The sequence below is a fragment of the Chryseobacterium sp. PMSZPI genome (assembly GCF_002835665.1).
Taxonomy (GTDB): domain Bacteria; phylum Bacteroidota; class Bacteroidia; order Flavobacteriales; family Weeksellaceae; genus Chryseobacterium.
Genome location: NZ_PIZV01000079.1, coordinates 43,988 through 56,947, shown reverse-complemented (window position 1 = coordinate 56,947; position 12,960 = coordinate 43,988). Strand labels below are relative to the sequence as shown.

Sequence of the window (12,960 nt, the reverse complement as noted above, 5' to 3'; positions counted from 1 at the left end):
CATCTAAAAATCTTTAAAACAAAAATGGATTTACTTACATTTAAACTTATACTTGTACTAGCACTTTTCCTGCTTTCGTTAACGATTGCAGCCTACTCTACCTGGGCAGAAAGAAAAGTTGCCTCTATCATGCAGGATAGAATTGGTCCTAACAGAGCCGGACCTTTCGGATTACTGCAACCTCTTGCTGACGGTGGTAAATTCTTCTTTAAGGAAGACTTTACGCCTGCTAATGCTGAAAAATTCCTTTTCGTATTGGGACCGGCTTTAGTAATGTTTATTTCACTAATCACCGGGGCCGTTATTCCTTGGGGTAAAAGTTTAAATATTGCAGGTACTTCTTTTGATCTTCAGGTGGCTAATATTGACGTTGGTGTACTTTTCATCATCGGAATGGCTTCCATCGGGGTGTATGGAATTATGATCGGAGGTTGGGCTTCGAACAACAAATATTCATTATTAGGTGCTATTCGTGCTTCTTCTCAGATGATTTCTTATGAATTGGCAATGGGATTGGCACTTCTTTCTATCATCATGATGTCAGGGAGTTTAGATTTAAAAGTTATCACTGAAAACCAGACTCATGGTAAGCTATGGGGAATCATTCCTTGGGTTTCGGGTATGAACTGGAATATTTTCTACCAGCCAATCGCTTTCCTTGTATTCTTTGTAGCCGCTTTAGCAGAAACAAACAGACACCCGTTCGATTTACCTGAGTGTGAATCTGAATTGGTAACAGGATACTCTACAGAATATTCTTCCATGAAGTTAGGGTTGTATATGTTCGGAGAATACGTGAACATGTTTATCTCTAATGCTTTCATGGTAGTTCTTTTCTTCGGAGGGTATAACTATCCTGGTATTGAATGGGTAACTCAGAACTGGGGTGAAAATACTGCAGGAATCTTGAGTATCGTAGCATTCTTGACGAAAACGGTAATCGGAATCTTGATCTTCATGTGGATCAGATGGACGCTTCCAAGATTCAGATATGACCAGTTAATGCACTTAGGATGGAAAACATTAATCCCAATGGCATTGGTAAACCTATTAATTACAGGAGCTGTAATTCTAGCGTTCCAGTAAATTTGAGATTTGATGTTTGAAATTTGAGATTCAACGAATTGACTTTAAATTAGTAATTTTAAGAGTATTAATTTCAAATATCAAATACATGGCAACGATAAATAATTTTGAAGATTTAGAAATATGGCAGCAGTCGAGAAGTCTTTGCCAATTGATTCAGAAAGAATGTTTGTTGAATCCAAAATTTCTAAACCACGATAAAAACCAGATTGACAGGTCATCTGCATCAATCATGGATAATATAGCCGAAGGGTTTGAAAGAGAGGGTAATAAAGAATTTATAAACTTTCTTACCATGTCTAAAGGTTCTGCAGGAGAAGTACGCTCCCAATTAATCAGAGCTTTTGACCGAAATTATTTAGATGAAGAAATTTTAATTTTTTAAAAAGCCAAACAATATCTTTGTCTAAAAAGCTGTCAGGATTTATAAATTATTTGAAGATGACAGACCACAACGGAAATAAATTTAAAAGAAATAATAATTAATAATTAAGGGTTTGAGAGATAAAATCTCACTAATGAATTTCAAATCTCAAACTTCAAATTTCAAATTATATAATGAAATTAACTAACAGATCAAAAGTTGTTTCCAATAAAGAAATGACCCTTGCTGAAAAAATCTACCTTCCTGCAATCTTTACAGGGATGGGGATTACATTTAAGCATGCTGTAAGAACCGTGATAAAAGGTGCTCCCGCAGTATATTCGTATCCGGAAGTACAGAAGCCAAGAACTACCATCTGGAGAGGTCAGCACGTTTTAAAAAGAGACGAGGAAGGCAGAGAAAGATGTACAGCTTGCGGACTTTGTGCGGTAGCTTGTCCTGCAGAAGCCATTACAATGACTGCTGCTGAAAGAACTAAAGAGGAAAAAGGTCTTTACAGAGAAGAAAAGTACGCTTCAGTATATGAAATCAATATGCTAAGATGTATTTTCTGTGGGATGTGTGAAGAGGCTTGTCCTAAATCTGCAATCTATCTTACTGACAGATTGGTAGACGTAGAAACCAACAGAGGTTCTTTCATTTACGGAAAAGATAAATTAGTTGAAAAAATAAATGAAAGGATTGACATCACGACAAGACAATCCGAGAAACAAAAAAATGCGGTAAAATAATGGATCAGTTTTTATTTTTCTTGGTGGCGTTTTTAGCAGTGGCAAGTGCAGTGTATTTTGTATTTGCAAGAAATCCTTTATATGCTATTTTGTCATTAATTGTTACGATGTTTTCAATTGCAGGAATGTATATTCTTCTGAATGCACAGTTCTTAGCAATCATCCAGATTATAGTGTACGCAGGTGCCATCATGGTACTTTTCCTCTACATCTTAATGATGCTTAACCTTAATAAAGCAGACGAAAGTAAGAAGGGTAATACTTTAAAATTTATTGGAGTTTTTACTGCAGGTCTTCTTTTGGTAGGAGTTTTAGGAGTATTCAGAGGAGTTCAGCAAAACCACATTGTTGTTGAGAATGTAGACAGAAGTGTTGGTCTTACGAAGAACCTGGGTAGACTTTTGTTTAATGAATATGTTTTACCGTTTGAGCTTGCTTCCATCCTGATTTTAGCAGGGATTGTAGGCGCGGTATTAATCGGTAAAAAAGATTTATAAAATTATGGGAGAAGTAAATACATTTATACAAAGCATCCCTTTGGATTACTTCATCATCCTTTGTTCAGTATTGTTCAGTTTAGGAGTGATGGGAGTTTTGCTTAGAAAAAATGCTATTGTGATTCTGGGCTGTGTAGAGCTTATGCTAAATTCTGTAAACCTTTTGTTGGCAGCTTTTTCAGCATACAAAGGCAACGGCGACGGACAACTTTTAGTTTTCTTCATTATGGTGGTAGCTGCTGCGGAAGTAGCGGTAGGTCTGGCAATTATTGCTATGCTGTATAGAAATACCCGTTCTGTAGATGTGAGTATATTTAATAAATTAAGAGGATAAGAATGGAGAATCTAGTATATGCAATAGTACTTTTACCACTTTTAGGGTTTCTTATAAACGGTTTATTCGGAAAAAATCTTCCAAAAATAGTAGTTGGTTCTTTGGCTACAGCAATGGTTTTCGGATCATTCTGTATTGCTGTAAGTCTTTTCATGAATTTCAATTCTGAAAGCCAGCCTGTAATCGTAAAAGCTTTTGAATGGTTTAGAGTAAACGGAGTTCAGATCAATTTTGGATTCCAGATCGATCAGCTGTCTTTAATGATGGTGATGATTATTACGGGTATCGGTTCACTGATCCACTTATACTCTATCGGATATATGAGTCATGATAAAGGATTCTATAAGTTCTTTACTTATCTGAATCTTTTCATCTTCTCCATGTTATTGTTAGTAATGGGAAGCAACTATCTTATCTTATTCATCGGATGGGAAGGTGTAGGTCTTTGTTCTTACCTGTTGATCGGATTCTGGTATACCAACGAAGAATACGGTAAGGCAGCAAGAAAAGCTTTCATCATGAACAGAATTGGTGACTTGGCATTATTGATCGGTATCTTTATGATCGCTTCTCAAACCAATGCTGTAGATTATCTTTCTGTAGCAGAAAACGCTTCAAAATTTGAATTAGACGGAACAGTGATTATCTTTATCACAGCGAGTTTATTCATCGGTGCTACCGGTAAATCGGCTCAGGTTCCATTATATACTTGGTTACCGGATGCGATGGCCGGGCCAACTCCTGTTTCTGCGTTAATTCACGCGGCAACGATGGTAACAGCGGGAATCTATTTAGTAGTAAGATCTAACTTCTTATTTACTTTAGCACCTACTGTACAGGGAGTAATTTTATTCATCGGATTCTTAACGGCGGCTTTAGCAGGATTCTATGCGCTTCGTCAAAACGACATCAAAAAAGTATTGGCATACTCTACCGTTTCACAGCTTGGATTTATGTTCATCGCTTTGGGACTTGGAGCGTATACAACAGCGATGTTCCACGTAATGACGCACGCTTTCTTTAAAGCTTTATTATTCTTAGCAGCAGGTTCTGTAATCCACGCAATGAGCAACGAGCAGGATATGCGTTTCATGGGAGGTCTTAAAAAATATATTCCTCTTACCCACGCTACATTCCTTATCGGAACATTAGCCATCTCAGGTTTCCCTTTATTATCAGGGATGATCTCTAAAGACGAAATTTTAGTAGCAGCTTTCGCTAAAAACCCAATGTATTGGGTAATCTTATTTGTTTTAGCGGCAATGACTGCAACGTATATGTTCAGATTATACTACCTGACTTTCCACGGAGAGTTCAGAGGTACTGAAGAGCAAAAACACCACTTACATGAAAGCCCGTCTAATATGACATTACCATTGATCGTATTGGCTATCCTTTCTGTAATCGGAGGTTTCATCAACTTGCCACACTTCATCGGTCACGGGCACTATGCTAAACTGATGGAATGGTTAAAACCAGTTCTTACGGAACAAAGCTACAGCCAGATGGAAGCTACTCTTTCAGGAGTAGATTTCAATACTGAAATGATCTTATTAGCAGCGACAGTAATTATGTTCTTCTCTGTATGGTTTATCGTTAGAAATACTTACGTAGCGAAGAAGAAAATGGCTGTTGCAGAAGAAAACTATACCGGATGGGAAAAGCTTTCTGCTAAAAAATTATATGTTGACGAACTTTACAACGCATTGATTGTAAAAACTGTTGAAGGATTAGGACGCGGAGGAAAAATGTTTGATAAGGGTATCTTGGATCGTTTTGTAAACTTTGTAGGTGATGGTGCTGAAGATAGCGGAAAAGCTATGAAGCGCGTACAAAACGGAAATGTAGAGACGTATATTCTTATCATGTCTTTAGCTGTGGGAATTATATTAATTGTTAACTTTTTATTACAATAATAATGTCTTGTTTATTATTAACATTATTACTATTACCTCTAGTAGGTTCGGGATTAGTTTTTGCATGGAAGAGTAATTCCAGCAAATATTTGGCACTGGGAATTGCATTGGTTCAAATGCTTCTTACGTTTTACATCCTTTCGGATTTTGATTTTACTCCGACGGTAGACAGCGTATTGCAGCATGAGATCAATTACCCTTGGTCACAATTTATGAAGAGCTCTCTTCACTTCGGTATCGATGGGATGAGCATGCTTCTTTTATTGTTGACCAACATTCTGGCGCCGATCATTATTTTATCTTCTTTCAATGAAAGTGTAAACTACAGAAATACATTCTACGGCTTGATTCTGTTGATGCAATTCGGTCTTGTGGGAGTATTTACTTCTTTAGACGGATTATTGTTCTACATTTTCTGGGAAGTAACTTTGATTCCAATTTGGTTTATTGCCGGACTTTGGGGACAAGAGAATAAAAGGTTTGAATTCACTACGAAATTCTTCGTATATACATTCGTTGGATCTTTATTTATGTTAGCCGGATTGATCTATGTGTACAACCACTCTGCATCATTCGCTTTAACGGATCTATACAATGCGCAACTGAACGAAACGCAACAGACTGTGGTATTCTGGTTCATTTTCTTTGCTTTTGCAGTGAAATTACCGGTATTCCCTTTCCATACATGGCAGCCTGATACGTATACCTACTCTCCTACTCAGGGATCGATGTTGTTATCCGGTATCATGCTTAAAATGGCGGTGTATGGGGTAATGCGTTATTTACTTCCAATCACTCCGCTTCCGATTGCAGGAATTTCCGGACAGATTGTAATCATCCTTGCTATTGTGGGAATTGTTCACGGAGCTTTGATCGCGATCATCCAGACGGATATGAAGAGAATCATCGCTTATTCATCTTTTTCTCACGTAGGATTGATGGTAGCAGGGATCTTTGCTTCTGCAGTGGTTACTTTAAGAGGAACTTTCAATGTAGAAGGAGCTGAAGGAGCATTGGTACAGACATTCGCTCACGGTATTAACGTGGTAGGGTTATTCTACTGTTGTGATATTTTATACAAGAGATTTAAATCAAGAGACATCAGACAAATGGGTGGTTTAGCTAAAGTAGCGCCTAAATTTGCAGTGTTGTTCCTGATTATTGTATTAGGTTCAATGGGAGTTCCATTGACGAATGGATTCATCGGAGAATTTATCCTGTTAAAATCAGTATATGATTTCAACGGAACAGCAGCAGTAATTGCTGGTCTTACGGTAATTCTTTGTGCGGTGTACTTATTGAGATTCTACGGAAAAGCAATGTTTGGAGAAGGAAATGCAGAAGTTTTAAGCACAGCAAAAGATTTATCTGGTGTAGAATTCTCTGTATTGGCTAGTATCGCGGTTTTTGTGATCTTACTTGGTATTTTCCCACAACCGGTAATCGATATGGTGAGTAGTTCAGTGAAGTTTATCTACACAGCGATGGCTAACTAAAAAATTAAAAGATTTAAAAATTAAAAAAATAAGAGATTAGAGAGAATAAAGATAAAAGACGAAGAGATAAGAGACTGGAACTTTTGAACCGGAAACTTTTAACTCTGAACCAGAAACTTTAAACTTCAAATCTCACATCTCAAATCTATATTATGAGTGTTTTAATTATTGTTTTCCTAACGGCAGTTATTGCGTTATTTTCAGGAGTTTTTGAACAAGGAAAATTCGCAAGATACATTGGGATTTTGGGTTTAATCATTGCATTGTACGTAAGTTTCATGCCTGAATGCTCGTTTTTCGATCATTACAAACATATGTATGAGTACAGTGCTAATGCCGCATTATTTACCAAAATATCAATTGTAACAACCTTATTGTTATTTTTCCTTGGAGGTTTTGCGTTCAGCAACCACAGAAGCCACCAATCAGAATTATATGCATTGATGCTATTTGCATTAGTGGGAGGAATTGTTCTTTTCGGATACCAGAACCTGGTAACAATGTTCTTGGGTGTTGAAATCCTTTCTATTCCTTTATATGTAATGGCTGGTGCCAACAAAACTGATCTGAGATCAAACGAAGCTTCAATTAAATATTTCTTAATGGGTGCATTCGCGACAGGTTTCTTACTTTTCGGAATCGCGTTCATCTACGGAAGTGCAGGAAGCTTTGATTTATATAAGATCCACGACTTTGGAGTAGCAAACGCTTCGAACGTAATGTTCATCTTAGGAGTATTGCTTATCCTTTGTGCATTGGCATTTAAAGTTGCATTAGCACCTTTCCACATGTGGAGCCCTGATGTATATGCAGGATCACCTTCATTAATTACAGCTTTCATGGCGAGTGTTGTGAAAATCTCAGGATTCTTCGCATTGTTCAGATTAATGACAATCGGATTTGCCGGAGTGACTCACGAATGGATTAATGTACTTGGAGTATTCTTAATCATTACTTTATTATTGGCAAACGTTATGGGTCTTGCTCAGACGAATGCAAAAAGAATGTTGGCTTACTCTTCAGTATCTCACGCAGGATACATCGGGTTGGTATTCTTTGGAATGACAAGTCTTTCTACTTATAACTTAGCGTTCTATTTATTCGCTTATGCTTTATCTACAGTAGGAGTTTTCATGTGTCTGATCTGGGTAGAGAAATTAAAAAGAGAAACTTCTTTCGGAGCTTTCAAAGGATTGGCAAAAACAGAACCTTTATTGGCAACAGCAGCAGCTATTTCTATGCTTTCAATGGCAGGAGTTCCGCTAACAGCTGGTTTCATGGGGAAATTTGCTTTATTCTCCCAGGCAATGAACGGAGCAGCTTTCTTAGTATTAGTAGCAGTTCTAGGTTCTGCCCTATCTATTGCTTACTATTTAAGACTGATTATCGCGATGTTCTTCTTTAAAGAATCAACATTCAAATCATCAGAAAAAGTAACACTTACTTACAATATTGTTGCGGTATTTGTAATCGCTTCAATTATCATCCTTGGAGTTTTCCCGGATCTGTTTGCAAAAGTGTTCGGATTATAAAAAGTTATCCATACAATATTAAAAACCTTTCAGAATTCTGGAAGGTTTTTTTTATCAATATTCGATAAAATCTTCCTATTATTTATATAAATCGCCATTGCTTTATAATTAAAAAAATGCCGATTTATAACATTATAAACATATTTTAATAACAATATTTCAACAAACAACACCAATAGCAAACAGATTAAAACTTTAATCAAGTTTAATTTTGAAATATTTATAAAAAAAAATAATTTTATTACCCATAAAAATTATAAAACAAAATCTAATGAAAGCTATTTTTACACAATTAATGATTGGGTTAACAGTTTTGCTCAATTATCCTTTACAAGCACAAACCGTTACAACCTTTGCGGGAAGTACACAAGGTTATGCCGACGGACTTGGTACAGCAGCGCAATTTAACCTTCCTCAGGGATTATGCAATGATGCTTCTGGAAATCTCTACGTAGTAGATTACGTTAATAATCGAATTCGAAAAATTACCCCACAGGGACAAGTAACCACCCTGGCGGGAAGTACAAAAGGCTATGCTGACGGACTTGGCACAGCAGCAAAATTTTACTATCCAAGGCATATCACTATTGATCCTTCCGGAAATCTTTATGTTGCGGATGAAAGCAACCACCGTATCCGAAAAATTACCCCACAAGGTCAGGTAACTACTCTGGCAGGAAGTACAAAAGGTTATGCTGACGGAGTGGGTACAGCAGCACAGTTTAATAATCCTAATGGCCTAGCCATTGATCCTTCCGGAAATCTCTATGTAGCAGATACATATAATCATCGTATCCGAAAAATTACTCCAGAAGGACAGGTAACCACCCTGGCGGGGAGTACACAAGATTATGCAGATGGAATTGGTATAGCAGCAAAATTTAATAAACCTTTCGGAATGTGTATTGATACTTTAGGAAATCTCTTTGTAATAGATGGAGCCAATTACCTCATCCGAAAAATCACCCCACAAGGACAGGTAACTACATTGGCAGGTAGTACAAAAGGTTATGCAGATGGATTGGGTACAACAGCAAAATTTGATAGTACTACCGGGTTAGCAATTGATACTTCAGGAAATCTTTACTTGGCAGATGATAATAATAATCGAATCCGAAAAATTACCCCACAAGGGCAAGTAAGTACCCTGACAGGAAGTACACAAGGGTATGCGGATGGACAGGGCACTGCCGCTCAATTCTTCAGTCCTAGCGGGGTGTCAGTTGATAATTTAGGGAATATATATGTGACAGATACATATAATAATCGCATCAGGAAAATAACAATACAAACACTAGGAATATCAGAAACCAATAAAACCTCGAAAGTAAAAATATATCCCAATCCTGCCGGAGACTTCGTAACAATTGACGCCTCCCCATTCAAAAATGCCAGTGCCAGATTGTATGATACTTCCGGGAAATTAATAAAAAGCCCCCCCCTGAAAAACGGTAAAAATACCCTTAATTAAGCGAGCTTCCAAAAGGAAATTATATTATTGAAATTCTTTCTCCGGAGGGAAAAACTTCTCAGAAATTTATCAAACAATAGTAAAATTAAAAATTTATCCATAAAGGTCGTTCCACAAATTGTGAAAACGACCTTTTTTATGAAATTCATTAGTAGCATTTAAGTGATTCTCAACCCACATTATGTAATTTTAATACATTTTTTTGTGAATTTTCTGCAAAACTCATCTATAATTTACATAAGTTATGCATTGGTTAATAATTAAAAAATTACCGATTTGAAAACAAAAACAACCATTTCAATCTTCATTTCGTGCTAATTATTTAATTTCTATATCAAATAATCATTTTTATCACTTTTTATTTTGAAATATATTCAAAATAAAATAATTTTCATCCATCAACAATCATAAACATAATGTAATGAAAAATTATTTTACCCAATTAACGCTTGGGCTAATGGCCCTATTTATTTATTCATCGGTACAGGCACAGACTGTTACAACTATAGCAGGAAGTACATCAGGATATGCTGATGGTAATGGCACAGCAGCTCAGTTTAAAAACCCTTCCTGGCTATGCAGTGATTCTAACGGAAACCTTTACATATCCGATAATGCTAACCACCGCATCCGGAAGATAACTCCACAAGGACAAGTGAGCACCTTGGCAGGAAGTACATCAGGATATGCTGATGGAATAGGTACAGCAGCACAATTTAATTCAACCAGTGGAATATGCATCGATGGATCAGGAAACCTCTACGTATCGGATTATGACAATCACCGCATCCGAAAAATAACGCCACAGGGACAAGTAAGTACATTCGCAGGAAGTACACAAGGATACGTTGATGGGCTCGGAACAGCAGCACAGTTTAACAATCCTACCGGAATCGCCATTGATCCTTCCGAAAACCTCTACGTTGCAGACAGTAATAATCATCGCATCCGAAAAATAACGCCACAGGGACAAGTAAGCACCTTGGCAGGAAGTACATCAGGTTACGCTGATGGATCGGGTACAACAGCACAATTTTACTATCCCTACGGAATAGCTATCGATCCTTCAGGAAATCTCTATGTGAGTGATCATATTAATAACCGTATCCGAAAAGTAACTCAGCAAGGACAAGTAACCACTGTGGCAGGGAGTACAGAAGGAAATGCCGATGGATCCGGTACAGCAGCGCAATTTAAACTACCTTCCGGAATAATTATAAACACCGGAAACCTCTATGTTGCAGACAATGGTAACCACCGCATCCGAAAAATATCATTTCCAGCACTTGGGACAACAGAAATTAATACAACAAAAAAAGTAAATATATACCCTAATCCGGTGGGAGATTTTGTAACCATTGATACATCTACACTCAAAAATGCGAATGCCAGATTGTATGACGCTTCAGGAAAATTTATAAAAGAGACAACCCTGAAAAACGGTAAAAATTCACTTAATGTAAATGACCTTACAAAGGGAACCTATATTATTGAAATTCTTTCTACGGAAGGAAAAACCTCTCAAAAATTTATTAAACAATAAGAAGAACAAGAGTTTTTAGATTTTAAAAATTCAGAGACTGCCTCAAAAGGGCAGTCTCTTTTTTGTTCAATTAAAAAATTAAGCAAAAAGATAAAGCTATCTCTTTATGGGTTAAATATCTATTTCAAAATTTAGAAAATCAACACGATACAGCACAATAAAAAACAAACAAATAATTAAACATATTAATTTTAAATTAATCAATACGTAAATTTTAATCATTATTAATATTAAAAACACAAATTATTTATTCTTTTTTACTATATTCGTAATACACAATCACACAATATCAATCATGCACTTAAAAAAACAAGACAAAATTTATCAAATCCATTACCAGTCAACGGATTGATATCGAATAGGAATTAGAAAAGATCAAGATTTTTTTTCTTTTATTTTCAGACAGATTTCACTTATCAAACTTTAAATGATTTAACCCCCTCATTTAATCATTAAAATTACCGTTATGAAAAACACAATTACGGACGGGAAGTCATGCCCTGTCCATACAAACTCTACATGCCCATATACCAGGCAATCTCATGTTATTGTCAATTTTGAAGATCCCTCTTTTACCAACAATCCCGAATTAAAATTCCAAGAGCTCAGAAACTCCAATTCAATTCATCAAATTACTCTGGATGATAATTTTCCGATTTGGTTAATCTCCACCTACGATGACGCTGTTAGCGTACTCCGCGATTCTCGATTTATAAAATCTCCGGATAATTTACGAAGGCATAATCATGAAGCCTCCAAAGGAAAAACAAAACGCAATTCGCCAACTTATATTCTCAGAAGGCTACACATGCTCGCCAACGACCCTCCTCAACACACAAGATTAAGGAATTTTGCCCAGAAAGTATTTACAAAAAAAGTATTTTCGGAATTACAGCTTAAAATTCAACAGATTACCAACGAACTTATAGACAATATTGAAAGAAAAAAAGAATTTGACCTTATTGATGATTTCGCCTACCCTCTTCCTATTATTATCATTGCCGACTTACTAGGCCTTCCTAATGAAGATCGGGAAAAGCTGAGAAATTGGTCCGATATCTTAATTGAAGTTCAGATCACTGAAAAAAACAAGCAATTGATAGACGAGACTTCAGAAGCTTTCACTGCCTATTTAAAAAAAATCTTTGCCTTACGTAGAAAAAATCCCGGAGAAGACATTATCAGTGCATTTTTAAAACTAGAAGAAACAAACGATCACATGAGTGAAAATGAACTATACTCAATGATCTACCTGCTTATTCTTGCCGGTCATGAAACCACCGTAAATCTTATTGGTAACGGGATCCATGCTTTACTCTCGCACCCTGAGCAACTACATCTCTTAAAAAACAACCCACATTTAATTCACTCAGCCATAGAAGAAATGCTGAGATATAACGGTCCTATGCTAGCTTCCACAATGCGATTAGCTGCTGAGGACATTCATATGAAAGGAGCTACCATTAAAAAAGGTGATGGCATTTTAATTTTGTTCTCATCAGCTAACCAGGATGAAACCAAATTTGATGATTCATTGCGTTTTGACATTACAAGAAAAAGCAATAAACACTTAGCTTTCGGACATGGAATCCACTTTTGCATTGGCGCTCCTTTAGCCCGTTTAGAATGCGAAATAGCAATAAATACTATTCTAAAACGTTTACCCAACCTAAGATTCAATCCTGAAATAAACATGCCGGAATGGCGCACCAGTACTATTATAAGAGGGTTAAAAAACTTTCCGGTCGTTTTTGGCTAAATTCAATTGATTTTTAACATTGACACCACTCATACATCTTAAATAAATCACAGTATTTAGATTTAATAAATAATCACTATTCTACACATTGGAATAAAATCAACCAAAAACAACGAAATAAAAAAAATATCAATTACATACTATTAAATCATTAATATTTAAAATTAAATAAACAAAATTTAATTTTAAATAAAATACCGTATTAAAAAA

General features: G+C 36.2%; 11 protein-coding genes and 1 pseudogene. All 12 read left to right on the top strand.

The features are described 5' to 3' along the window. Nucleotides 1–24: 24 nt before the first annotated feature. The 12 genes and pseudogenes from nuoH to CW752_RS16505 all read left to right on the top strand — a co-directional run bounded on the left by nuoH (nucleotide 25) and on the right by CW752_RS16505 (nucleotide 12,750). On the top strand, nucleotides 25–1,086 hold the full coding sequence (gene nuoH, locus CW752_RS16555; RefSeq protein WP_101240802.1) for an NADH-quinone oxidoreductase subunit NuoH: 1,062 nt from the start codon (nucleotides 25–27) through the stop codon (nucleotides 1,084–1,086). Between the two features lie 88 nt (nucleotides 1,087–1,174). Then, a pseudogene (locus tag CW752_RS16550) lies at nucleotides 1,175–1,572 on the top strand (four helix bundle protein). Nucleotides 1,573–1,644: 72 nt separating this feature from the next. Then, nucleotides 1,645–2,202 carry a NuoI/complex I 23 kDa subunit family protein gene (locus CW752_RS16545; RefSeq protein ID WP_040996950.1) on the top strand — a complete coding sequence of 186 codons (558 nt, stop codon included), beginning with the start codon at nucleotides 1,645–1,647 and terminating at the stop codon, nucleotides 2,200–2,202. Then, complete coding sequence (locus CW752_RS16540; RefSeq protein WP_101240800.1) at nucleotides 2,202–2,699, top strand: NADH-quinone oxidoreductase subunit J; 498 nt, start codon at nucleotides 2,202–2,204, stop codon at nucleotides 2,697–2,699. Before CW752_RS16545 ends, CW752_RS16540 begins: the two co-directional genes overlap by 1 nt. Before the next feature lie 4 nt (nucleotides 2,700–2,703). Next, complete coding sequence (nuoK, locus tag CW752_RS16535; RefSeq protein ID WP_050019497.1) at nucleotides 2,704–3,033, top strand: NADH-quinone oxidoreductase subunit NuoK; 330 nt, start codon at nucleotides 2,704–2,706, stop codon at nucleotides 3,031–3,033. 2 nt (nucleotides 3,034–3,035) lie between these two features. Beyond that, nucleotides 3,036–4,949 (top strand): NADH-quinone oxidoreductase subunit L, encoded by a 1,914-nt coding sequence (gene nuoL, locus CW752_RS16530; RefSeq protein WP_101240799.1) that lies wholly within the window; start codon nucleotides 3,036–3,038, stop codon nucleotides 4,947–4,949. Nucleotides 4,950–4,951: 2 nt separating this feature from the next. After that, a complete protein-coding gene (locus CW752_RS16525; RefSeq protein ID WP_101240798.1) occupies nucleotides 4,952–6,445 on the top strand; it encodes a NuoM family protein in 1,494 nt (497 codons plus the stop codon). Nucleotides 6,446–6,597: 152 nt separating this feature from the next. After that, nucleotides 6,598–7,977 carry an NADH-quinone oxidoreductase subunit N gene (locus CW752_RS16520; RefSeq protein WP_101240797.1) on the top strand — a complete coding sequence of 460 codons (1,380 nt, stop codon included), beginning with the start codon at nucleotides 6,598–6,600 and terminating at the stop codon, nucleotides 7,975–7,977. Between the two features lie 271 nt (nucleotides 7,978–8,248). Continuing rightward, a complete protein-coding gene (locus CW752_RS16515; protein WP_117614373.1) occupies nucleotides 8,249–9,448 on the top strand; it encodes an SMP-30/gluconolactonase/LRE family protein in 1,200 nt (399 codons plus the stop codon). A 23-nt stretch (nucleotides 9,449–9,471) separates the two neighbouring features. Continuing rightward, on the top strand, nucleotides 9,472–9,528 hold the full coding sequence (locus CW752_RS17155; RefSeq protein ID WP_410493653.1) for a hypothetical protein: 57 nt from the start codon (nucleotides 9,472–9,474) through the stop codon (nucleotides 9,526–9,528). A gap of 341 nt (nucleotides 9,529–9,869) precedes the next feature. Beyond that, nucleotides 9,870–10,991, top strand: a complete 1,122-nt coding sequence (locus tag CW752_RS16510; RefSeq protein ID WP_101240796.1) for a T9SS type A sorting domain-containing protein — start codon at nucleotides 9,870–9,872, stop codon at nucleotides 10,989–10,991. Nucleotides 10,992–11,457: 466 nt separating this feature from the next. Further along, the gene (locus CW752_RS16505) at nucleotides 11,458–12,750 is read left to right on the top strand and encodes a cytochrome P450 family protein (protein ID WP_101240795.1); all 1,293 of its coding nucleotides are present in this window, start codon (nucleotides 11,458–11,460) and stop codon (nucleotides 12,748–12,750) included. The last annotated feature ends 210 nt before the right edge of the window (nucleotides 12,751–12,960 follow it).